The 25825-nt window shown below is 42.7% G+C and carries 14 protein-coding genes; 8 read left to right on the top strand and 6 right to left on the bottom strand.

The genetic code is table 11. The features are described 5' to 3' along the window. From HH214_RS14545 to HH214_RS14535, 3 genes are all read left to right on the top strand, one after another. Nucleotides 1-3147 (top strand): efflux RND transporter permease subunit, encoded by a 3147-nt coding sequence (locus HH214_RS14545; RefSeq protein ID WP_169608809.1) that lies wholly within the window; start codon nt 1-3, stop codon nt 3145-3147. A 67-nt stretch (nt 3148-3214) separates the two neighbouring features. Then, nucleotides 3215-4495 (top strand): TolC family protein, encoded by a 1281-nt coding sequence (locus HH214_RS14540; protein ID WP_211166232.1) that lies wholly within the window; start codon nt 3215-3217, stop codon nt 4493-4495. A 261-nt stretch (nt 4496-4756) separates the two neighbouring features. Then, on the top strand, nt 4757-5800 hold the full coding sequence (locus HH214_RS14535) for an NAD(P)-dependent alcohol dehydrogenase (RefSeq protein ID WP_169608806.1): 1044 nt from the start codon (nt 4757-4759) through the stop codon (nt 5798-5800). Nucleotides 5801-5888: 88 nt separating this feature from the next. Here the strand turns inward: HH214_RS14535 and HH214_RS14530 are convergent, their stop codons facing one another. The 3 genes from HH214_RS14530 to HH214_RS14520 all read right to left on the bottom strand — a co-directional run bounded on the left by HH214_RS14530 (nt 5889) and on the right by HH214_RS14520 (nt 12326). Then, nucleotides 5889-8261 carry a glycoside hydrolase family 2 protein gene (locus HH214_RS14530; protein ID WP_169608804.1) on the bottom strand — a complete coding sequence of 791 codons (2373 nt, stop codon included), beginning with the start codon at nt 8259-8261 and terminating at the stop codon, nt 5889-5891. A 23-nt stretch (nt 8262-8284) separates the two neighbouring features. Further along, a complete protein-coding gene (locus HH214_RS14525) occupies nt 8285-9682 on the bottom strand; it encodes a glycosyl hydrolase 53 family protein (RefSeq protein ID WP_169608802.1) in 1398 nt (465 codons plus the stop codon). A gap of 61 nt (nt 9683-9743) precedes the next feature. Beyond that, a complete protein-coding gene (locus HH214_RS14520; protein WP_169608801.1) occupies nt 9744-12326 on the bottom strand; it encodes a cellulase family glycosylhydrolase in 2583 nt (860 codons plus the stop codon). 193 nt (nt 12327-12519) lie between these two features. Between HH214_RS14520 and HH214_RS14515 the strand changes: the two genes are divergently transcribed. From HH214_RS14515 to HH214_RS14500, 4 genes are all read left to right on the top strand, one after another. After that, on the top strand, nt 12520-13902 hold the full coding sequence (locus HH214_RS14515) for an MFS transporter (RefSeq protein WP_169608799.1): 1383 nt from the start codon (nt 12520-12522) through the stop codon (nt 13900-13902). 247 nt (nt 13903-14149) lie between these two features. Further along, complete coding sequence (locus HH214_RS14510) at nt 14150-15487, top strand: sigma-54-dependent transcriptional regulator (RefSeq protein ID WP_169608797.1); 1338 nt, start codon at nt 14150-14152, stop codon at nt 15485-15487. A 174-nt stretch (nt 15488-15661) separates the two neighbouring features. Beyond that, nucleotides 15662-17635, top strand: a complete 1974-nt coding sequence (locus HH214_RS14505) for a KUP/HAK/KT family potassium transporter (RefSeq protein WP_169608795.1) — start codon at nt 15662-15664, stop codon at nt 17633-17635. A 193-nt stretch (nt 17636-17828) separates the two neighbouring features. After that, nucleotides 17829-19586, top strand: a complete 1758-nt coding sequence (locus HH214_RS14500; RefSeq protein ID WP_169608793.1) for a HAMP domain-containing sensor histidine kinase — start codon at nt 17829-17831, stop codon at nt 19584-19586. A gap of 22 nt (nt 19587-19608) precedes the next feature. Here the strand turns inward: HH214_RS14500 and HH214_RS14495 are convergent, their stop codons facing one another. The 3 genes from HH214_RS14495 to HH214_RS14485 all read right to left on the bottom strand — a co-directional run bounded on the left by HH214_RS14495 (nt 19609) and on the right by HH214_RS14485 (nt 22520). Further along, nucleotides 19609-20949, bottom strand: coding sequence for a hypothetical protein (locus HH214_RS14495; protein WP_169608791.1), 1341 nt, complete (start codon nt 20947-20949; stop codon nt 19609-19611). Nucleotides 20950-21109: 160 nt separating this feature from the next. Continuing rightward, complete coding sequence (locus HH214_RS14490) at nt 21110-21949, bottom strand: fimbrial biogenesis chaperone (RefSeq protein ID WP_169608789.1); 840 nt, start codon at nt 21947-21949, stop codon at nt 21110-21112. Nucleotides 21950-21959: 10 nt separating this feature from the next. Then, a complete protein-coding gene (locus HH214_RS14485; protein WP_169608787.1) occupies nt 21960-22520 on the bottom strand; it encodes a hypothetical protein in 561 nt (186 codons plus the stop codon). A 418-nt stretch (nt 22521-22938) separates the two neighbouring features. Here HH214_RS14485 and HH214_RS14480 point away from each other — a divergent pair, with 418 nt between their 5' ends. Further along, nucleotides 22939-25638: an MSCRAMM family protein gene (locus HH214_RS14480; RefSeq protein WP_169608785.1), complete on the top strand. Its 2700-nt coding sequence runs from the start codon at nt 22939-22941 to the stop codon at nt 25636-25638. Nucleotides 25639-25825: the final 187 nt, after the last annotated feature.

The raw sequence follows: 25825 nt of genomic DNA, 5'->3' as shown, positions 1-25825 counted from the left end.
ATGGCTGAAAGAAAAAAAGGCTTCAATCTAATTGAGCTTTCCATGCGTTACCGTACGGTATCGTTTACCATAGCGGCTATGCTGGTTCTGGTAGGCGTATTCTCTTTGCTTACAATGTCGCGTAGTGAAAACCCTGAATTTACTATCCGTCAAGCTTTGGTTTATGCCTCTTATCCTGGTGCCAGCGAGCAGCAGGTAGAAAATGAGGTTACCAAACCGATGGAGCAATACCTGTTTTCGTTTAAGGAAGTACGTAAAGAAAAAACTTACTCTACCACCAAAGAAGGTATTGTGTACATCAACCTGGAACTGAACGAGTGGGTAAAAGATGCCGACCGGGTTTGGGCTACTATACAACACGGCCTGAATAGCTTTAAGGCGCAAAACCTACCGCAAAATGTACAAGGACCTTTAGTAAACAGCAACTTTGGCGAAACAGTAGCCTTGCTGGTTTCCATCTCTTCGCCTAAACGCAGCTACGCTGAGTTAGATAAGCTAATGGATAAGATTGAGGATAATGTTAAAGTTAACAAAAAGGTATCACGCATTACCCGTGTTGGCGGTTTACCCGAGCAGGTAGTAGTAAAGGTTGATGATGCCAAACTCAGCCAGTACGGTATTGACTTTAACCGCGTAGCCGATGTGCTGAAAAATCAAAACCAAACCAACGGCGGCGGCGAAGTAAAACTCGATCGTAACAATGTACCCGTATTTGGCAACAATGCTTTTAAAAGCATTAATGATATAGGCGACCAGATTGTTTATACCGATTCATCAGCCAATATTGTGCGCCTGCGCGATGTAGCTACTGTTAGTCGTAGCTACCAGGATACTACGCAAATGATTGAAATGAACCATTTGCCGGTGATGATGCTGAGTGTAGAAATGCAGAAAGGCAACAACATGACGGAGTTTGGTAAAGAGATTGACAAACAACTCGACATTGCCAAAAAGCAGTTGCCGCCGGATGTTAAAGTGCAAACTATAGTTAATCAGCCGGAGGTAGTGGCGGAAAGTATTAAGCACTTTTTGGTAGAGTTTGCCATTGCTATTATTTCGGTAATTATTGTGGTAATTATTTTGCTGCCTTTCCGTATAGCTTTAATTTCAGCTATATCCTGCCCCCTATCCATCATGGTTACTTTTGCCATCAGCAACATGGTGGGTTTGCAATTGCACCAGGTTACCTTAGCCGGACTTATTATTGTATTGGGGATGGTGGTAGACGATGCCATAGTGGTGGTAGATAACTATGTAGAACGGTTGGATCACGGTACCAAGCCCTGGGAAGCTGCCTGGAAAAGTGCTACCCAATTATTTATTCCGGTGCTTACCGCTACCATTTCTATCATCTTTGCTTTCGCTCCGCTGGCTATGTTTTTACCGGGTCAGCAAAGAGAATTTGCAGGCTCGCTACCGATTATTGTAGGCATAGCATTAAGCACTTCATTTATTGTTTCTATGCTGATTGTACCGGCTATTGCTTTCCTCTCTATCAAGAAAGGGTTGAAAGAAGATCATGAAAAAGCAGAAAAGGAACATAAAAAATCTATCCTAGACCGGGTACAAGAAAAGTACGACAAAGCTGTAGAGTGGGCTTTTGAACACAGTACAGCCATTGTATGGGTAGCGGTATTCTCAGTAGCCTTAGGTGTATTTTTGATGACCAAGGTAAAACAACAGTTTTTATCCAATGCCGAACGCGATCAGTTCAACTTGGAAATATGGCTCCCCCCCGGCACACCTTACAAAGAAACCGAAGCCGCTGTTAAAAAGGTAGAAAACGCAATTAAAGGCGACAAGCGTATTACCCGTGTGGCTAGTTTTATTGGTACCAGTTCGCCACGGTTCTATGTAACCTACGCGCCCGAAAACCCACGTGAAAATTACGCACAGATTTTCATTAATACTACCGACAATGATGCTACCGACGAACTATCAACCGAGTACATCAGCAAATTCCATAACTTTTTGCCGGAGGGTTTTGTACGCGTACACCGCCTATCATTCCTGAATGCCAAAGCTCCATTGGAGATCCGCGTAATTAGTGAAAACTTTGAGGACCTGCGCAAAGTGGGTGATACCATCAAAACGATGGTAAGCCACTTAAAAGGCACTAACTGGGTACGTGATGATTTTGAAGAGGATTATGTAGCTATAGGCGGCCACGTACAAGAAGATAAACTGCGTCGGTTAGGATTGACCAACAGTCAGGTTACCCAAACTATTGGTGGTGGCTTACAGGGCGTACCCGTGGCTACTTTATATGAAGGCAAAACGCCACTATCGGTTATACTGCGTTATGACGATAAATACCGCCATAATTTTGACCGACTGCGCACGGTACACATCAGCAACCAGCAAGGACAAAAAATTCAGTTGAAAGATGTAGCCGACTTTACGCCCGAGTGGCACATGGGCAACATTATGCACCGTAATGGCTTACGTATGCTTACCGTTATGTCGGAAGCGCAGAATGGCGTAGTAGCAGCCGATATGCTGAAACAAATTAAACCTCAAATTGAAAAATTAAAGCTCCCCTACGGTGTACGCATCCAATACGGCGGCGATCAGGAAGCTACGGAAGAAAATGTACCTGGCTTAGGCAAGGCACTGTTATGCAGTATTATTCTCATTTTCTTAACCATGCTTATTCAATTCCGTAGTTTGAAGAAAACCTTTATTATTCTGTGCACCTTTCCGCTTAGTTTATTGGGTGCCTCTATCGGTTTGCTGGTTACTGGCAATGCGTTCAGCTTTACAGCCTTTATGGGCATCATCAGTTTAATTGGTATTGTGGTACGTAACGGTATTATCCTGGTTGATTTTGCCGATGAGATGGGCCGCGATGAAGGACTGGACATTCGCGAGTCGGCCATACATGCGGCCAAGCGCCGGATGCGCCCTATCTTCTTAACTACAGCAGCCGCGGCTGTGGGTGTAACGCCTATGGTGGTAGGCGGTTCGCCTTTGTGGGGGCCATTGGGCAGTGTACTAGCTTTTGGTTTAGTCGTATCCATGTTCTTCACGCTATTTGTCATTCCAATTCTGTACTTCAAATGGATTAAGCCAGAACAGGAGAAACCCGAAGAGCAAGACGACGAGCAAGAAGCAGAACTTAACCACCACGATCTTACTCAATCCTAATATTATATTTATGCTTGCACCATCATTATATAAAATTTTCGCGTCTTGTTGCCTAGGTTTAGCACTGATGCTAACTGCCCAAGCTACCTTCGCCCAAAAACTACTTACCTTGGAGCAAAGCCGGCAAATGGCCTTGCAACAAAACAATCAAATCCGTATTCAGAATGATTCGATATCAGTTGCCAAACTCGGTGTTGAACGGGTTAAAACGAATGCCTTACCTTCTGTAGATGCATCGGCAACAGCATTGTATCTGGGCAGACCATTAAGCAAGTATTTGCCCGAACGTACAGTATCCACCAGTGGTACAGTAACCGAACTAATTTATAATGGCGGCAAAGTACGCAATGGTGTAAAAGCGGCACAGGTCAATGTAGATGTACAACAATTACAGCAAGTAAAAAGCCGCGCGGATGTCATTGTAAAAACAGACAGTGCTTACTGGCAGATTGTATCATTAAAGGAACAGATTACCACTTTAAAGAAATCTCGCCAGTATCTAACTAATGCTTTAACCGATGTAAACAACGCCTACCAAGCTGGTTTAAAGTACAAAAACGATGTATTACAGGTACAAGTTCAATACAACCAAAATGAACTTCAGCTTTTCAAGGCTGAAAATGGGTTAAAGCTGGCCAAGCTGAATTTATTACAGGTAACCGGCCTAGGACTGAAAGAGCAATTTGATGTATTAGATACCGTTCCTTTTACCCCGGTAGCCTTACCGCCCGATTCAACTTATGATGTGAATATTGATAAAAGACCTGAGGTACAATTGCTGAACAAATCGGTAGAGTTTGGCGAACTGCAAACCCGGTTAGCTGTAGCGAACATGCTGCCGCAAATTGCGGCTGTAGGTTACGGCGTTTATGCCAACTCCAGTACGCCAGGCGCTGTAAACCTGTTAGGTTCATTTCTGGGCGATGGTGCGGCACCAATCAGTGTAGGTTCCAACTCAACCAGTTGGCTGGCTATGCTAAGCGTACGGGTGCCCGTATTTCACTGGGGTAATTACCGCAAGGCTGTACGGCAGCAGGAAATCAGAACTCATGCCAAACGCTACCAGTTGAATGATGGGCGTGAAAAAATCGCTTTAGATATCCGTCGTAACTACAATAACGTAACGGAAGCCGAGAGAAATGTTTCGTTATCCAATTTATCCGTACAGCAAGCTACCGAAAACCTCCGTTTGGCTACCGACCGCCTCAAGGCTGGCACTATCACCACTACCGATTGGTTACAGGCACAAACCCTATGGCAGCAAAGTTATACTCAAGCCATTACAGCCCGGGTAGATTATAATTTATACACTACCTTATTCAAAAAGGCTATAGGTGAGTTAGAGTAAATTTACTAAGTAACTATTTTGTAAATATGTAAACGTTCGTGAGCATTATGTATAGCAGCATAATTCTATATCAAATAAGCAACATTAAAGTACTATATAGATAATTATTATAATTATTCATTAAAACTATAGAGTCTTTGTTTTTTTTCTGTTCTGCAATAAACATTAGACTTTTCAATGGCAATCTTGCCAATCCTACTATTGATATTTGCACCGCATAAACAAACAGCAAGCCTGTTTAAACAATAAAATATAACGTACATGACATCAGTAAAAGCCTATGCTGCACAAAGTGCAGAACAACCATTGGCCCCTTTCAGCATTGACCGGCGCGAACCTGGACCGGATGATGTAGAGATCAAAATTTTGTATTGTGGTGTTTGCCACTCCGATATTCACACTGCCCGTAATGAATGGGGCGGTACGGTTTACCCAGCTATTCCAGGCCACGAAATTGTGGGTAAAGTAACGCGCGTAGGCGAAAATGTAACCCGCTTTAAAGAAGGCGATACCGTAGGTGTAGGCTGCTTTGTTGATTCCTGCATGCATTGCTCCAACTGTGAAGCCGATTTGGAACAATATTGCGAAAATGGCCATACACAAACCTACAATTCTCCAAGCCAGGATAAGCAAACCATTACTTATGGCGGTTATTCCAGCCATATCGTGGTAACACAACACTTCGTATTATCGGTATCAGACAAATTGCCACTAGAAAAAGTAGCGCCTTTGCTGTGTGCTGGTATTACCACCTACTCACCTTTACGCCACTGGAACGTTAAAGCTGGTGATAAGGTTGCGGTAGTAGGTTTGGGCGGTTTGGGCCACATGGCTGTAAAGCTAGCTGCTTCTATGGGTGCCGAAGTAACTATGTTGAGCCGTTCACCTAGCAAAGCAAAAGATGCTGCCGAACTGGGCGCACATTACTTTAAACTTACTACAGATAAAGATACCATGAGCCAACTGGCCAACAGTTTCAACGTGATTATTGATACGGTATCTGCTCAGCATGACTATAATGAATATTTAAACTTGCTGAAAACTGATGGTGTCATGGTACTATTAGGCGCTCCGCCAGCAGGTACACCAGTAGGTGCATTCCCGCTAATTTTAGGTCGCCGTAGTTTGGTAGGTTCATTAGTAGGCGGTATTAAAGAAACTCAAGAAATGCTAGACTACTGTGCCGAGCATGGTATTACCTCGGATGTAGAAGTAATTAACATTAACCAGATCAATGAAGCTTACGAGCGTACATTGGCTGGTGATGTACATTATCGCTTCGTAATTGATATGGCTACACTGTAAGCAGTATCAATTATGTCTGTCAATAAAAAAAGCCTATCCGCAAAACGGATAGGCTTTTTTATTGATTAACCTTTAGTTGGTTTGTTATTTATTTAATAGCATAGTTCAGCGTAGCTGGTTTTAAGCCTTGTGCTGCTGCCATTATTTTAACCGTAGTAGGTTTACTGCCGGCTTTTATCAATGCTGTAGCAATACCAGCTTCGGCAGTTACGGATGAGTTACCTACCAACTGCGCACCGTTACTTACGGTAAATTCAATCAGGTTATTGGCATTGGGGATAGGCGTTCCTTGTTTGTCGGTTACATAAGCATAAAAAAACAAGGCATCGTTGGTGTTTGCCTTCCAGTCTTTACCGCTACGGTCGGCTTCTACCACAATTTTGTAAGGCTTACCCGGCGTTTTACGCGATTCAGTAATTGCTACTTTACCGTTAATGTAACCAACTGCTTTTAGCTCACCAGCCTCATAACTGTTCAGGTTAAATGTAAATGGCGGATGAATCAGGTTGTTCGCCATAGCATCCTGATCTGGCTTTTGCTTACCCACTGAATGGCCATTCACCAACAATTCTACTTGCTGGCAATTGCTGTATATTTTCACGGTTTTCTGCTTGCTATCATTCCAGTAATTGGCAATAAATAGCATAGGCTTGCCCATACCATTGGCATCAGGCACCGGTCCATATTGGCTTTGGTAAAAGTAAAAGCTAAATTTAGGCAGGCGGTAAATATCCATAATCCCTGATGATTCAATATCAGGCGCATAGCCACGTTTGTAATCAAACATCAGCCAATTGGCATCCCCTACAGCCGGGCCATACAAATCATCATTATGCGCTTCCTGAAAGTTAAGTGCCTGCTGTAACAACCTTTGCTGCCCATCAGTGCGTAACTGCCGGGAATTGCGCTCTTCTTTTTGCAAGCCTTCATAAGCTTTTTGGTTAAATCCGGCATTTTGGGCGTAGTACTCCCAATCGCCATATTCAGCAATCAGCAAAGGTTTAGGGTGATCATATTTCTTCCAGTAATCAGGCGCTTTGGCATGCTGGCGGGCGGGGTTCACTACATCATAAGCATAATCTATCCATCCTGAACTGTAAGTATCGGCAAATGGCAGTTCCTGATGAGTTAGTTTATGCGCCTTGTCCATATACTCTTTGCTCATTCCGGTTTCATTCAGTGAAGATTCCCACAAAACGATGGAAGGATGATTGCGATCACGATGTATCATATCCTGAATGTTCTGCAAGCTGTTCACCTGGAATGCTGGTCCGCCAAAAAACTGCCAGCCCGGAATAGCATCCATCACCAGGATACCTAACTCATCACAAGCATCTAAAAACGCAGGCGAAGGTGGATAATGTGAGCATCTGACAAAGTTAAAACCTGCATTTTTAATTTTCCAGGCATCGCGATACTGCGCGTTATCTGACAGAGCGTAACCAATATAAGGATATTCCTGATGCCGGTTAGTGCCCGAAATAGTTACTTTTTCATTGTTCAGGTAAAAGCCGCCCGGTACAAATTTAATGCTGCGGATACCGGTTTTAACCGTTTGCACATCGGTTACTTTGCCGCCTTGCAGTACCTGCACAGTAAGCCGGTACAGGTAAGGTTTAGTAACCGACCAAAGCTTTGGCGCCTGCACCTTTAAGCTTTGACTAAAAGTACCCATATGCCCCTGCCCTATAGTTTGTTGCCCGGTACTTGCGGTGGCTACGGTTTGCCCGGCTACATCTTTCAAAATTAACACGATGCTGGCTTGTTGTGCGGTAGCATATTGGTTTCTGACTTCTACTTTAACACCCAAGCTGGCGCTTTCTTTACTCACATTGTCATCATGTATCAGGATACCACCGCCGGCCTCCCTGTTTTCTTGTACGGCATCGCTGATGTATAACTTATTGCGGGTAATTAACCAAGCATTGCGGTACAAACCACCATAGTAGTTAAAATCTAAATCTTTAATGGGCTTACCCGGTGGGATGTCTGCATTATCCTGATTGTTCAATTTTACCAGCAAATAGTTGGGCTGATTGAACTTTACGGCATCAGAAACATCTACCACAAACGGCAGATAGCCGCCCAAATGCTTAAACAGGTGCTTGCCATTTAGGTAAACATCAGCTTCATGCATGGCAGCGTCAAATTGTATGACCATACGCCTGCCTTTGTTAGCAGTGGGCACCGTAAAGGTTTTACGGTAATAGCAGGTGCCCTGCCATTGTTCTTTCACTTTTTGTATGGGTTCCAACTGGGGCGTATGAGGTAACGCAACATTTTGCCAGCTTATTTTTATCGATGTAGCTGTGCTTAATCTTTGCGCAGCCTGACTGGTATCGAGATCTTTAACAAACTGCCAATTCTGGTTAAAGTTGGTAACCGATGGCGGCGTATATTGCGCCCGAGCACTGAAAGCGGTACCTAAAATTCCTAAAAAGCAAGCTATATAATTCTTCATTCAATATTTAAGATAAAACAGATTTACTGCACATGGTATTTGCGGGCAATTGCCGGATAAACATTTAGGTAGGCATTGGCTTTACCGTCTTTATCAAAAAAGGCTTCCCAGGTATTCAGGGGTTCCCAGATGAATGTGCCTAATGCTTTGTTACCAGGTGCTGTGAAGGCTATATCATTTACCTCCTGTTTGCGTTGCGAATATTCAGCAACCATTACATATTTGTTGTAACATTGGGTTAAATCGGTCATGGTATGGCTTAAATCATCGGGCGTACCATGCCATTTGGGGTAATAAGATAGCCCGATGACATCAAACGGCACTCGCCGTTTTAACATGTTATCTACAAAAAATCGGGATTCTTCATCCTGCCCACCTAAGGCTACGTGCAACATAATTATAGCCGACGGACTTACCGCCTTTACACCCTTTATACCGGCATAAACCAATTTTGATAAACTATCCAAATTGTTAACTGCACCATCCGGCCAAAGCATACCGTGGTTAATCTCATTACCAACCTGTACCATATCTGGCTCGGTACCCTGATTTTTTAATGCCTGCATAACGTGGCGGGTATAAGTTTGTACCGAATCCTGCAAAGTAGCAAAGTTTAACTGTGCCCAGGCTGCAGGCTTATCCTGCCGTTGTGGATCGGCCCAGGTGTCGGAATAATGGAAATCAAGCAGGAAGTGCAAACCGGCCGCTTTTATGCGTTTGGCCATAGCCAGCGTATGCGGCAAATCGCAAAAGCCTTTTCCGGACGAATAGCCCTTAACAGCATCTGGATGATCAAAAATACGTAAACGGATATAGTTAAAGCCTTTGCTTTTGAGTATGCTCAACACATCGGATTGTTGTCCGTTAGTATCATAAAACTTCATGCCCCGGCTTTCCAATTGTGGCAGAAAGGAAATATCAGCCCCTAAAATTTTGTTGGTTATTTTAGCAGTTCCGGCTATAGGTGCAGCCGTAGTAACCGGGTGCGGCGTTCCAGGCTGAATGGTATGAATTTCGGTAGAACCCGTAATTAGTCCATTGCTTTTAGCCTCAAACTTTACAATATTCCTATTTTTGCCGGCTTGCAAGGTTAACCATACTTCCCCGTTTTGTAAACCAACCTCGGTAATATTTGCAGCAACTTGTGGAGCTTCATTACCGTGGCGAGTACCAATTACTTTTGCATCTCCTGTAATAACAAAATGTACCACCTTATTGCTTTGGGTAACCTCTTGCCCCTGTTTATCAATTACGGTTATTTTGATTTGGGCAACATCCCGACCATCAGCTATCATGGTAGTTTTGTAAGGTGTTACCACAATTTCTGACGGTTGACTTTTGTCACTATCAGCTATTTGCGCTAACGCGGTACCGAGTTGACAACCAATGGCGATCAACAGAGTAAAAAATGCTCTTCTCATATCTATTTTAAACCAAGCGCTAAACTTTCAGGTTTATTGTAAGCTTAATTGGATTAAGCATTTATTGTTTCAGGAAAACCGATTCCACCTGAATACCTAATGGTTGGTTAAAGTGACCAGCGGCTACATCATTACCTGCGGTTACTTCCAGTTTATCGACCTTTATCAAGTTCAAACCACTAAAGTGACTCGCTTTAAACCAAAGTGGCATAAAGCCGGGATATGGCCGTGGCAACAACAAACTAGAATCAGGTTTAAAAGCTGCTAATGGAATTTCAATATATTTGAAATCATCACTTAAATCTATATAAGTGGCATAAGTTGAAGCATCAGCTAAGGTTAATGCTATCCGCAACTTAGCCGGTAAGCTGCTTTGCGCACGTGCTCTCACTACTATTTTACCGAATGCAGGTAAGTCGGTTAATCGTCCCTTCAGTTTATTACCTACATACAACTGAAAGCCTATTACCTCGTTTTTACGCATTGTGGGAGATAATAATTGCAAAGCCAATTGCCCGGTGGTGGTACCGCTCACATATTGCACGCCACCTTCACGGCTGTAATCAGGATAGTAAGTATTGGTTTTATCTTTATCGGTTGTGGCATTAAATAATGTAATACTGCTGTGTGGCGCTGCTACAAAAGTTTGCCAGCTATCCTGGTTCGTATAGTTCCAGGCGTAAGGATTACCTTGGTGACCACTTGGAAATGCCCAATAGGTGTTACTGCTGCGCTGAATAATAATGTGATAACTTAACACTCCTGTAGTTACCTGATTATCGGGTATCACGGCACTATAATAATAAGGCGTAACCCGATTCATAGACATAAAAACCCACGGACCGAAACCACGATTGACTACCAGCGTGACCTTATCGGCAGAATCAATATTGATAATTTTTGCGTTAATAGTTATAGCCTTGCCTGTGCTTACTTCCGTTAAGGGTGTATGAGTTACGTAAGGGTCCGCGCTCCGGGATTTAGGAGCCACAAATTCATCTAATCGGATATAGCCTACACGTTTGTCGCTTGTCCACTTATTGGCGTTTTTTCCTCTTTTAGTCAACAGGTAGGTTCCAGGCTGAATATCAAAATGCCCGTCTTGTGCTGTAGTTTGATAGCTATCTTCAGCGTTGATGCCTTTTACTGCAAAGTTGGCGCCCAAGTCAGACAACGTTAGTTGCATAGGCTGTGTACTCCATTGAATATGAACTGCCTCCCGGTCAGGAGAAGGCCGCTCAAATGGGTCACGCACGGTAATAGCATCGGGCATCACCTCTAAACGCCAAACACCATTTTCCAGCTTATCTATAAAATAAGCGCCATAACCAGCGTATTTAACTATTGGCGAACTACCTATACCGGCAACATGCTCCAGCTTGCTTACAGCAATTGGCTGCGTTGATGTAGCACCTGAATAATAAAACTCCTTTGCCGTATTCATCTCGCTCATGTTCTGGCTATAGCTTACATGATAAGCATCAAAAACACTATCAGCCGGATAGCTGCCGTAAGCTTTATTACGTGGCAGTTGATGAAACACCCGATTGGCAATCAACAGACTAATAGCTTTACCTGGCGTGTAGGCCAGGTTTAAAAAATGGGTTTGATACTCGGTATTACCATAAGCCGTAGCCATTGGGTCGTAAGCGAATTGCGTTACCCACTGGAAACCAGCGGCCTTAAAGCTGCGGGCAACTGCCGGATATATACATGATTGCAATATATCGGCAGCATCAAACTCATACACCATCCGGGCTTTGTTTTTAAACTGTGGTATGGTATCATACGGAATGGTATAACGATCAACGTTGGGCAAGAAGTTTCCTTTTTGTTCATGCCCGGCCACCAAGCCAATCGGGTACCATTGGAAACTAAACCCGTTAACGTTAGATTTAGCTACCGCATCAGCATACGCAGGCGATTCGCTGATGTTGTAAAACACCGGCTTATTCCAGCCAGTAGATTTAATGGCCGCCATCATACGATTAATATACTGCGTGGCACGCTCTTTAGATCCGCTAGGATGCGGCTCATTGTTAATTTCGGTAGCAATGATAAAATCGTCGTCCGTGTAGGTTTTATGAGTATAGGGGTTCATGTGGCTAAAAAGCTGCTTTAAATAACGTTCTTGCGCCACGAAAGCTTGCTCGTTTACCAAAGACCCATTTTTACCATACTTGTCACTAAAGCTGCCGGTATGTTCATCCTGCTCCGGATAGCCATTCCCCCAAAAGGCAATAGGGGTAATAATCGCACGAATACCACGAGCTTCTAGTTTGGAAAGCAAGTAATCGAACAGTCGCAAATGTTCGTTATTTTTCAGATTACCTAACGAATCACTGATTTCTGTATCCCAAACGTGTACCCGGAAGGCATCAACACCCATACGGGCTAAATGATAAACATCCTGGTCTATCTCTTTCTCTACATTGATATTCAGTGCCTTTATCGACCGATAGCCATAGGCAAAAGGAGCCGTATAGTTGACACCAAACAAATAGACAGGCGATTTATCCTTCGTCCACCGGAAAATGCCTTGCGCATCCACATAGGTGGGCGGCTTATGCGTTTGGGCTACCCCTATCACCATAGTTAACAACCACCAAAAAGCTGAAAGCAATAATTTAAAAGACGAGCGCATGATCAATACAGATAAAATGAGTAAATACCTTTGCGGCAAGGTATCTGATAGCATGAATTATAGAAGTTAACCTATCACTCTTATGAACTAAAAGCTGGATGCTGATTAAACACCAGTATAGAACAACCATACTACCTATTTTTGCGCATTGGTAATTCAAAGTTACCATCTAATTTGTTAAACCGTTACTGATATGAACAATGATATAAAAGATACAGGCACTCCGTACCGGTTTATGCTGCCGCTGGTACTGAGTACCATGATGAATCCGCTTAACTCCACTATGCTGGCTACGGCGTTGTTAAGCCTTTGCAACTCTTTTAAAGTCACGGTTGGTCAGGGTGCCATACTCATTACCTGCTTGTATGTAACTGCCACCGTTGCCCAGCCGCTCATGGGTAGATTGGCTGATACTTTTAGTGCAAAGAAAATAAATACGGTGGGTTTTGTACTGGTGCTAATAGCAGCCTGCATTGGTGCTTTTGCACCGGCATTTGGCTGGCTCATTGTATCGCGCATATTACTAGGACTAGGTACATCAGCGGCTTACCCTTCCGCTATAGCACTCATTAACCGAAAATATGCAGAAGTTAACCAACCTGTACCGGGGCAAGTGTTAGGCTTAGTGGCTATATCCAGCCAGGTAAGTATGGTACTGGGGCCAGTATTGGGTGGACTGCTTACCCAGTGGTTGGGTTGGAAAGGTATTTTTTTAATTAACATCCCGTGGGTACTTACCGGCTTGTACCTCTCCAGAGCACTTCCGGATTTTCCAACCGCATCTACACGTGAACAAATGGGCCTATTCAAAAAGCTGGATGTGATAGGCATTTTACTCTTTAGCAGCTTTTTGCTTTCGTTAATGACTGCACTTATTCAAAAACCATTTTCCTGGTGGTTGCTGTTGCCGTCAGCAGCGTTACTAGGTGGCTTGATTGGTTGGGAACGCAAGCAGCCTGCCCCTTTTATTGATGTAAAGCTATTGCATGATAAGCCAGCCTTGCTCCTCACCTACCTGCGTACACTGGCTACCAACTATATTTTGTACCAGATGATGTATGCTTTGCCGCCGTGGATAGAATCTGTTAAACATATTAGCCCGGGTCATACCGGATTAATGGTGCTACCCGAATCAGCTATGGCCATTATAATGGGCTTATTAGTTTCGAAAAGCAGCCGATTATTTCAGCAAAACTTATTGGGCGTTATCACTATGCTAATAGCTTGCTTAAGCTGGCTTGTTTTAAATCAGCAATCGGGCGTTGTGTTAATTATTGGCGTAGCACTGATTATTGGTATTGCCGATGGCATTAACATGATTGCCAACCAAGCTTTGCTGAACCAGGAAGCGCCACTGGCACAAAAAGGCATCTCGTTTGGCTTGTTCCGAACTTCAGGTTACATAGGGGCCATCATTTCCAGCACACACCTGAAAACATTATTCCACCATGGTGTAACCGACCATAACTTTCACCAAATGGGCATACTAATGCTATTCGCCAGCGGTGTATTGGTTTTATTGCTGATTCCGCTATGGCAACGTAAGCAGGTGCTTGATGCGCCTAAGTCAGCTTAATGATTTATATAAATTTCAACTTTAAATGTTTTAAACATCCTGTAGTGCTCTATACTGAATGTACCCTCCTTACGACTACTCCTTTCCATTTTGAAAAAACGCTTACCATTTTGAAAATTCACCTATCTAACCGAATCATAACTTACTCAATCAATTTATTAACGGTCAACCACTTAACTCATCCATAACAATTTCGGTATTAAATTAGCTAGGCGTGATTGTATATTAGTTGAATTACCTGTTGCCCATGAAAGCCTGCATATTAATTATAGATGATGAAAAAAAATTAAGCCAGCTACTGACCCGCATACTGCAACTAGAAGGCTATACGGTATTGCAGGCAGCCACCGCCAAAGAAGGGCTGAAAGTACTAATGCAGGAAGATGTTTGGGTAATTATCAGTGATGTAAAACTGCCGGATGCCAGCGGTGTTGAACTGGTAAAAACCATTAAAGAAAAGAAACCTTACACTGAGGTAATTTGCCTGACGGCTTACGGCACCATTGCCGATGGGGTAACCGCCATGAAAAACGGCGCTTTTGATTACATTACCAAAGGTGATGATAACGACCGTATTTTGCCGCTGGTGAGTAAAGCTGCTGAGAAAGCAGAATTACAGTTGAAACTTTTTCAGCTAGAAAACAAACTGATTAAGCGGCATAGTTTCGATACTATTATTGGGCGTTCCAAACCTATCAAACAGGCTATTGATTTAGCCAAGCGTGTATCAGTAACCGACACTACCGTACTGCTGCTTGGCGAAACTGGTACGGGTAAAGAAGTATTTGCACAAGCCATCCACTACAACAGCAACCGCAAACAGCAAAACTTTGTGGCTCTTAATTGCAGTGCTTTTAGTGCCGAACTGCTGGAAAGCGAGCTATTTGGTTATAAGGCCGGGGCTTTTACCAGCGCTATTAAAGATAAAAAAGGCTTGATAGAAGAAGCCGATGGCGGCACCTTGTTTTTAGATGAGATAGGCGAAATGAATATTGACCTGCAAGCTAAATTATTGCGGGTTCTGGAAGCTGGAGAATTTATTAAGCTGGGGCAAACCAAAACCCAGAAAGTCAGCATTCGGATAATTGCAGCTACCAACCGGAATTTGGAAGAAGAAGTGGGGAAAGGACATTTCAGACGCGATTTATTTTACCGACTTTCCATTTTCACCATTCTGCTGCCTTCATTAAATGAGCGTATCGAAGACATTCCGCTGCTGGCTGAACATTACTTGAAAGAATTTTCGGCTAAGGTGGGACAACAGGTTAAAAGCATGGAGGAAGGTTTTATCAGGCAGCTGAGCAATCACCTTTGGAAAGGCAATATACGTGAGCTGAAAAACATGATAGAACGCGCCGTGATTATATCGGACGGAAAAACCTTAACTGTTGATTTGCTGCCTATGAATTTCAGCAACAGCCAGCCTATTGCAGCTGATGTATTCGACCTAAGTTTAGTTGAAAAGCATCACATTCAGCATGTACTTCGGTACACCAAAGGTAACAAAACAGAAGCAGCCCGCTTGCTGAATATCGGCTTGACTACCTTATACCGTAAAATTGATGAGTACCAATTGGTGGTTTAAACGAAAAGCATACCTTTTCAAAATGAAAAAATTCCCTTTCAAAATGAAAAGGTACTCAAATAAGCTTAATAGCAAAACCTGCGTTTAAAGCTTGAAAACGCAGGTTTTTTCATAATGGCATGGTGGTTGCCACCGTCCCAAAGCAAACAGAACAGTGTTGTTTTTGGTAAATTTATGAATACTCCTCATTTCAAAAAGCTATCAGCCGCCGGCTTGCTTATCACGCTTGGTATCATCTTTGGCGATATCGGCACCTCGCCCCTCTATACCTTTCAAACTTTATTAAAAGAAGGTGGTCGCTCAGATTCATTTTTAGTGCTAGGCGCTATTTCATGTGTATTCTGGACGCTTACGCTGCAAACCACTTTTAAGTATATCATTATCACCCTGCAAGCCGATAACCGCGGTGAGGGTGGTATATTTTCTTTATACGCTTTAATACGCCGGTATGGTAAAGCTCTGGCTATACCAGCCATCATTGGCGCTGGTACGCTGCTAGCCGATGGTATCATCACGCCACCTATTTCAGTCACTTCAGCTATTGAAGGTTTGGGCTTAGTGCCGGCCTTAAAGCAAAGCTTTGTACCGGGTAACCACTTAATTTTAGGTATCGTAATTGGTATATTAGTACTGCTGTTTTTCTTTCAGCAGTTTGGTACTAACGTGGTGGGTTCAGCTTTTGGTCCTATCATGCTTATCTGGTTTTTAATGCTGGGCACTTTGGGTACAATCCAGGTAGCTCATTATCCGGAAATCATTAAGGCGCTTAATCCGGCTTATGGCTGGCATTTGCTTACCGAACATCCGCGCGGGTTCTGGCTATTGGGTGCTGTATTTTTGTGCACCACCGGTGCCGAAGCATTATATTCTGATTTGGGGCATTGTGGTCGTAAAAACATTCAGGCAAGCTGGATATTTGTAAAAACCTGTTTAGTGCTTAACTACCTGGGGCAAGGTGCTTGGGTACTTACCCAAACCAAGTACCACAACTTTGAAGGGGTTAATCCTTTTTTTGAAATTGTACCACATCAGTTTTTATTACCCGCAATTGGTATTGCTACTATGGCTACCATTATTGCCAGCCAAGCCCTGATTAGCGGTTCCTTTACGCTGATTAGTGAAGCCGTAAGCATGAACTTCTGGCCACGCATTACAGTAAAATATCCTTCCAATATTCGGGGGCAAATTTATATTCCAAGCATCAACTGGCTTTTATGTTTTGGCTGTATTGCGGTAACGCTATACTTCCGCACTTCCGAATCCATGACGGCGGCTTATGGCTTTTCCATCACAGTAGCCATGCTCATGACTACCTTCCTGATGTACTACTTTATGCGTTATAAAAAGCATTGGCCGGTATGGCTGGTAGTGCTAATCATCTGCGTATTTGTTTCGGTAGAGTTCTCATTTTTTGTGGCTAATGCCGTTAAGCTACTTAAACGATTATTCTTCCTGGTATTTGAAGTAGGGCTGATTTTCACCATGTATATCTGGTATCGTGCCCGCAAAATCAACAACCGGTTTTTACATTTTGTGGATCTGAAAGATTATATCCCGATGCTGCACGCCATGAGCAACGACCAGGGTATTCCGAAATTTGCTACGCATTTGATTTACTTAACTAAAGCCAACAACAGCAAGCAAATTGAACAAAAGGTAATCTACTCCATTTTAAGTCGTAAGCCTAAGCGGGCCGATGTGTACTGGTTCGTACACTTGGAGCGTACAGACGAACCCTATACTATGGAGTACACGGTAGAAGAACTGGAAAACGATAAAGTAATACGCCTGGAGTTCCGCATAGGGTTCCGTATACAGCCGCGCGTAAATGTATTATTCCGCAAAGCGGTTGAGGAGATGATTGCCCGCGGCGAACTGGATATTACCAGTCGTTATGAATCATTAGGCAGCTACAACCTGCCGGCCGATTTTCAGTTTGTACTGATCGAGAAATTTTTGTCGTACAACAATACTTTTAGCTTAACTGAAGGCTTTATCTTGAACAGCTATTTCGCTATCAAGCACCTGGCGCAGGGCGATGCTAAAGCTTTCGGTTTAGATACCAGTGAAACACGGGTAGAGATGATACCATTGGTAGTAAACCCATTATCCAACATCAAACTAAAACGTGTAGAGGTAACACACTAAAACTGGTTAATAAACTACAAGCAGCATACCCTTCCATTTTGGAGGGGTATGCTGCTTTATATAGCTTATCATTTTAAAACTTATTGCTAATTCCTACCCGTATCAGTTACACACTGTTAATTATGGCTTATCTTTAAAGATTATTTTAGGCCAGATCAGCTGACATTATAATAGCCGACTTAGTTATTTTACAATGAAAATTAGACATAAGCTTCGTTTAGGATTTGGCTTTTTATTTCTGGCCGTTCTACTTTTCGGAGCCACCTCACTCTACTACATTCAGGAGATAGCAGCCAGCGCCAAAACTATCTTGAAAAACAATTATGAAACGTTGGGCTACACCAAAGCTATGCGTACCATTTTGGATGAGAATTCAGTACCGCTAAATATTAAAGCAATCACTGATTTCAAGAACCAACTTGCCCAGCAAGAGCATAATATTACTGAAAATGGCGAGGCTGCTGCTACGGAACAGTTGCAGCAAAAGTTTGCACAATTCATATCACCATCTGCCAAGGTTCGCAACTTGCAGGAAACCGAACGCCAGATACGCCAGCAACTCAGAACCATTGAAACCCTGAACATGCAGGCTATTGTGAAAAAAAATGACCGGGCACGTGCTGCCGTTAACCATGCTATAGTACTCTTGGGCTTGGTAGGTACTTTTACCTTTCTGGTACTGTTCAGTTTCAGTGTTAACTTTCCGGATATTGTGGCTGGTCCGTTGCGGGCTTTACTGGAAGGCATACAGGAAATCAGCCACAAAAATTATCGCCAGCACCTCAACTTTAACCGTAATGATGAGTTTGGCGAACTGGCCACTGCGTTTAACAGCATGGCTGTCCGGCTCAACGAATGGGAAAACAGCAACCTGGCTACCGTAATGTCGGAAAAGCGGCGTATTGAAACCATTATTGAACAAATGCAGGATGCCATTATTGGTATTAGCGAAAAGCAAGAAGTACTATTTATTAACGATGCCGCCCGCAATTTGCTGCACCTAAATCACAGCAAAGTAGTTGGGCAAAATGTGCAGGAACTGATGCAGGGCAATGATTTGTTTCATCATGTACTATCAGGCCAACCCGAATTGAAACCGTTGAAAATTGTAGTGAATGGCAAGGAAACTTACTTTCAACTGGAAAGCAGGGAAATTACGGTGCCCAACCTGAGCAACGAACCTTCGGATGTTATACGTATTGCTGGTAAATCGGCCGGTATGGTGTATGTGCTCCGAAATGTAACCGAGTTTAAGGAGCGAGACGAAGCCAAAACTAATTTTATTGCTACTATATCGCATGAGCTAAAAACGCCTATTGCTTCTATTAAAATGAGCCTGAAACTACTGAAAGATGAGCGCATAGGCCAAACCAATACCGAGCAGCAGCAGCTACTTGAAAATATACAGGAAGATAATGACCGACTGCTTAAAATTACTAGCGAACTACTGGATTTAGCACAAGTAGAAACCGGCAATATTCAGCTGAACTTTGTTCCGGTAAAGCCTATGCAGATTGTTGATTATGCGCTGAATTCGGTTCGATTTCAAGCCGAACAAAAAGGCGTTCAAATAAACTTTGTACGTAATGAACGCCTGCCTGATGTACTGGCCGATGTAGAAAAGACCGCTTGGGTGCTGGTTAACTTTCTATCAAACGCTTTACGCTACAGTCCGGAAAAATCAAAAGTGATTATTCAAACTATTGCCCGTAAAAACCAAGTAGAGTTTTCTGTGCGCGACAGTGGCAAAGGCATTGATGAGCAATACCAGAAACGCTTGTTCGACCGCTATTTCCAAGTACCTACCGATGGGCAAAACAAATCAGGTTCCGGATTAGGGTTGGCTATTTCGCGTGATTTTATTGAAGCACAAAACGGCAGAATATGGGTACAAAGCGCCATTGGCGAAGGCAGTACCTTTAGCTTTTCGCTCCCGACTTCACATACCTAAACCACAGATGGCTAATTACATTTTACTGTGCTGTGAAACTGTATATGATAGTAGCAGAATAAGTACCGGCAGGTTTGTTGAGCAGCTTTTGTGCATCAGCAGCACTAATGGCATAACGTACACCGATGTTTTTGTTAATATCAGGTCCGCCGCCGGTAATGATAGCCTGATAAGCTGTAGATAGTTTAATAGTGTGTGGTGCACCTGGTATGGCACTGCTATTTACAATAGGCTGTATGCTGATCAGGTTACTTAAACTAATATTGGTGCCATTGCCTTGCAGGTAAGCACCTCCTGCCTTTACGTAAATATCATAAGGGCTGTTTTTATCCACATGTAAGTGATTAGTTAAATCGGTATGAATACCATTGCGATAATCATCGGCTGTTAAAAAGCTTAAATCAACCGGACCATTAATGCCCAGCTGCGCTATAGGCGATACATCAATGTATAAATTGGTATTAATGCTTTGTGTTTGCCCCACACTGTTACTCATGGTAAACACCACAGGCGTATTGTAAGTACCGGCATTTAAATAAGCACTGGTATATTGCGCCGACATACTGTACATCGTGCTTTCTGTAATTTGCAAAGCGCTATTGCCCGTAAGCACAATATTGTCCGTAGTAGCTAGTGCTGATATAGCAGTTACGTGCCCGCCCGATGATCCTGCTTGTGTTTTAATGTGAGAAACCAGCATACCCGGCTGGTTTATACCATTCTGATCAGCAAAGGTAGAATACCCTGTTTTTAATTTAACCGTGTACGGAATCGTACTCGTTACATTGAACGAATGCTGCACCGGTACAGATTGCGGACCATTGATATAATCGGCCGCTTGAGTAAATTTCAATCTGGGCACATCCGCTAAACCATTTATAATCGTGAAGGCTGAAACTTGTATAGTCAGTGAAACATTTGCCGTACTATTAACTCCACCTAAAGCCCCATAACTAGTATAAACCAATGGTAAAGTATAAGTACCTGCCGCCTTTAAAAGCTGCGATATTCCGACGGTGGAAATGCTATACTGAACAGTTACAGGCCGGTCAGTCCCAAACAGATTAAGGGAGACACTGGCCAAGCCATCAAAAATTGATTGTTCACTAGTAGTGGGCACAATGGGGTGGCTGGCAGATAATATACTGCTTAATAAGCCGGTAACTTTATCGCTTCCACTCACATCAGTAATAGCGGCGGTTACTACATTGGCCAAAACCGTGTTAGTTGTAGTACTGGGTAAGCCACTAGCGGGTGTGTAAGTAAAGCTGGTTTGTGAAGCCTTTAAAGTAACTTTAGGCAAAGCTCCGGTTCCTGTTAGCCCTAATGTTCCTCGGGTAAATGCAAAGCTGGCAGCAGACACATTACTACCGCTTGCTGCGGCAGTGCTATAATTCGTATTATCAAAACTAAAGGAACTGCTGACAGTATTTGGTTTTATTGAAAGAGATAGAGATAAAGATACTTGTGCATATATTCGGCATGGTTGCCAAAGTATAAAGATAAGCACTAGTTTAAGTGCATTATTTAACATAGTCAAAAGCCTTTTCGGCCACTTTCAGGTCAGAGGTTATGCCACTATCCAACATGGCTACGGCTACCAGCTTGCGCCCGGCCAGCTTAGCCGGAATATCAATATACACCACCTGCCTGGCTCCAGGCAACATAGCAATTGGTTTATCCGGAAACTTAAACTCTTCTCCCGAGCCGGCATCCGTTACTTCTAAATGCACACGTGCATCGGCATTAACCTCACCAGTATTTTTTACAACCAGAGCTAGACGCTTAAAAGTACCTTCTTGGTTTTCAACATGGCCACGATCTTCAAAAGCGACTACATTTAACTCCTTTTTTGTTAATGCAGGTGGGGTGTAATAAATATGTATGCCTACTTCGAACCTGATGCTGATGGCTAATTGTTTTTGCCCTTGGCGTGTAGCCTCCTTTTGCTCATTAATCTGAGTAAAAAAAAGCATGCAGTTTTTTACGCTGGCTTGGTCGGCACCTTGTGGGATAGTCATGTTAACAGCAACATCCCGTTCCTGGCCGGGTTGGAGTTCAATAATTTCAGGACTAAACTTTAGCCAAGCTGCATTGGAGTGATTGAGCTTGCCTGCAGGGTAATATACTTTAGCGCCTACACTATCGCGTTCCCAATCCTGCAAGGAGGCTTTCACAATAATGGGCGATTTACCTGAATTAGATAACCGCACAGTTTGCATCACGGTTTGCCCGGCTGCACTACTAAAAAATAGTCTGGCAGGTGATGCTGCCAGACTGCCTTGTGCAAAGCTTGTAAAAGGTACCATGCTAAATCCTACCCAAAACATCAACCCAATCAGGCATCCTTTTAAAAGCTTCATGTACATTTAATTAATTAGCGGTAAGGGTATAAGTAATTTTAGTAGTGTAAGTATCAGGAGTAACACCTACAAAACGAGCATCATTGGGTTCTGTAAAATATTTTACATCCAATGCAGTTTTGGTAGTTGCCGGAGCGCTGGTAATAAATCGGCTATCCGTTTGCGACAAGTTCAAACCAGTAGTATTGCCAGCAATGCCGCTTCCACTGGTTGATAGCAATTGTACCTTAATAGCGCTGGCATCAATAGTATTACTGTTGGTACCAGTTAAGCCTTTTAACGCAGCATCTTGTGTTTTTACATCAACGGTATAATTGCCGGTTGAAGTAATAACTAAGTGGCCGTTTTTAGTGGCGCTTACTCCATTTACATAATCATCAGGTGTATTAAAATACAGGTTGATGTCACCGCCGCCAACATTACCCGAACCATCGCCAAAATCAATCTTGATTTGCTCTGAAATGTGCACGTTCAAGTTAGAGGTAGCAGTGCTGGTTGTTTGCGCTTTAGCAGCACTGAACAAGGCCATTAATGAAACTGTCAAAGTAGTAGTTAATAAAAATTTCTTCATTTGCTTTTAGCTTAATTGTTTGTTTATAAATTAATTACCCCCGAAGATAAATAGTCTTTTTTGAACCACTTGCATCCTCAGATTGAATGACCAAAGTGATTTCCTGAACAGGATAATGCATAAAATGAACGCATGATTTAAGCTGATTACTCAGTAGTTTTAATCTCCTAAATAAACTATTAGTTAACCTGTTTCTATTTTGATATGATACAAACTTTTACTTCCCTTTTCACCTGTCCGCTATACGCCAATCATACCAGCGGCGCTACATTATAATATTATAGTAAGGTATTCCTAATTGAACAAACAGCATTTGAACTCATCATTGCACCCGTTCATATATAATTTGTACATGCGCCTTTTTTATGCTCCTGCAAGCCTTGTAAAAAGACACCATAGCTGGCTATGTACTTTTTTTATGTTGCTATGTTTAAGCAGCCGTGCACAGGTAATACCTAAGGTGAATTGCTCTTTTGAAAAAGATACAGTTGATATAGCTTATGCCAGTACGTTTACCAACAAGCTGCATGTTCGTAACAGTGGCCATACGGTAATACATTTAACCAAGCAAACCACAAGTAACCTTGGCGCACTAATCACCACACCAGATACCATTATTTTACAGCCGCTAGCCGAACGTACCTTTCCAGTAAAATACTTCTCATCGAAAGAAAGTATTAACAGTAAGCTGCAACCTTTTACTGTACGCTATGTTAGTAGCGAACTAAACGCCAAACCTGTACAAGCCACTTTTTACAGCCGACTTACCGAGCCTGAGCAATTGTTTATGCAGGCTACCGACCCGATAATTTATATAGATCCCGAAACTCAGCAAGTAGCCTTTCATGTCAAAGTAATCAACCGGGGGTATACGGCATCGGCAGTAAAAATCAGCATTCAATCAGCGTCTGAGGCTTTGTGGTTTAATGAACCCGTACAAAAAGTTGAGGTAGAACCCGAAACGGAACATCTGGTTACGTTCAAAGCCAGTTTGCTGGCTAAAAAAATAAGCCATGCTGATTTACAGGTAAACATTAACATGGAAAACCAAGCTGGCAAATCTATAGGTTCGCGGCAGATAAATGTTGTGCTACTGAGTAGTAATAAAAGCTTAGCTGGTCATACTAATGAACTTACGCCGGATAACACTATAGGCCTCACCTCAGTATCGGGCGATAATGCCCGGCAGTACATGCTACGGGGCAATGGCAATCTTAAACTCTCCGCCGATTCAAAGCTGAATTACAATCTGAACGCTAATTATTATAATACCGAATCAGCTTTTGATTTACGGGATACCTATATAGGTTTTGAAAATAAAAATCTGGCTCTAAAAGCCGGCACTATTGCCGAAAACCTGGAAATGCCACTGTATGGCCGGGGCTTTAAAGCCTCGGGCACTGTTGATAAAAGTACCGTAAACCTGTATTATGTAAATAATGCTTATTTACTGTATTCGAACGTTACCACCAACCAGCTAACCCACGCACCTAACACTTGGGCGGGCAGCTATGAATACCGGTATAATAAAGATTCGTTTTTTGAAGCCACCTACATTCATCAGGATGATGATTTACACCAGCTAAAAACTGATTTAACTAGTGTAAACGGGCATATTCAGCTTAATAAAACACAAGCACTTAATGTCACCGCCGGCTATAGCACTGAAAGCAACACGGCCACTTTACAAAATAAAATGGGCTATGCTGCCGGCTTTAATTACAGCGGCAGTTTTAACAAATTCGATTTGGTTTCAGATAACTTTATCAGTAGTGCTTATTATAGTGGTTTAAGGCGTGGTACCTTGCAGCTTAACGAGCAGCTCAGCTATCCGCTCTCGGCAACCATTAGACTGGTAGCTCGTTATACCAAGCTTGAAAATAATCCATCGTACCTAGGCACCAATGTTTTTGCCGCCGCATACAATAACCTGAACACTTATGAAATGGCAGCTTCCATCAGGGCTGGCAATCATTTCTTCATCAGTTTGCGCCCATACCTGCAACAACAAAGCGTGAAAAGCATTCAGTTTAGTTTACCATCTTTGGGCGAAGTATCAGCGCTAGCCCATCGCTTGGCAATGGATTTACGTTATACATTTCCGGATAACAGCACCTTATCCATGAATACTGATTATGGTATGATGTACAACCAGCAATTGCATACTAAGCAGCCTTCATTACGAGTAACGTTAAATTACTATGCTGGTTTATTCGGCTTGAACGCCTTTGCTTTAACCGGACCTTATTACCTGCTCGATCAGTATTACTTATTATACAACCAGTACAATACGAACTACTCGGTTGCACCTTATGTTAACTTTTCGTTTTTCAAGCATAGGCTTAACCTGAACTTGTCTAACAGCTTTAACTACAGCAAATCGTACGTAGGTACATTTACCAACGGATTTTCAGGTTTAACCAAGGTTAATCTGCCTGGTAATTGGGCATTATCGGCACAGGTTTATTACAACCAATACAGCGGCTATAACCGGTATCAAAGTCAATTAGGCGTTTTAAAGAGCTTTGCCGTTACCGGCAATGCCGATAAACATAAGCTAGAGCTTTGCTTTTTTGAAGACGATAACGGCAATGGCATACAAGATGAGCATGAAAGCATTAAGCCGGGTGTTTTAGTAAGTGTTGATAATAATATGGCACAAAGCAACGAGCATGGTAAAGTAGTGTACACCGATATTGCATCAGGCCTGCACCATGTACAGCTGGTAGATGCCAAAGGCTGGAGCTGTAGTACTTTGAATGATATTTTATTACATAAAAATATAAAATACCCAGTAGCACTTACCCGCAATGTAGTACTTACCGGACGCATACAGTTGGTAAAACAAAAATACCAGCAAAGTGCCGTGGTACTTGAAGGCATTCGTATTACCGCTCGCGATATGGAAAACCGCACCTATTTTACTCTGACTGATGAACAAGGTCAATTTTCACTTTCGCTGCCGGTAAACCAATACACCATCAGCACCAATGCCAGCGGACAAAATTATACCATTACCAACCCCAGCCAAACTATTACACTTACCAAAGACAAAGCTGATCCGGTTACCTTTACACTGATAGATCATAGCCAGAAAGTAGAAGTCCGCAGATTTTAACAATACTCTTATAGGCAATTAGAATTTTTACATCGAAACCCGAATTGGTTACTCATGAAAAAGCCCCTACAAGTTTTAGCTTGCAGGGGCCACACTACCAAATTATCCCATTAACTATATGGCTGCTAACAGGATATTTTGCTGTAATGTTATTTCAGTTCAAGAATCCAAAATAACAGTTGTGTTA

Origin of the sequence: Mucilaginibacter robiniae, from assembly GCF_012849215.1 — a bacterium.
Taxonomy (GTDB): Bacteria; Bacteroidota; Bacteroidia; order Sphingobacteriales; family Sphingobacteriaceae; genus Mucilaginibacter; species Mucilaginibacter robiniae.
The sequence above is the reverse complement of the archived record's forward strand: the minus strand, read 5'-3'. Positions and strand labels throughout refer to the sequence as shown.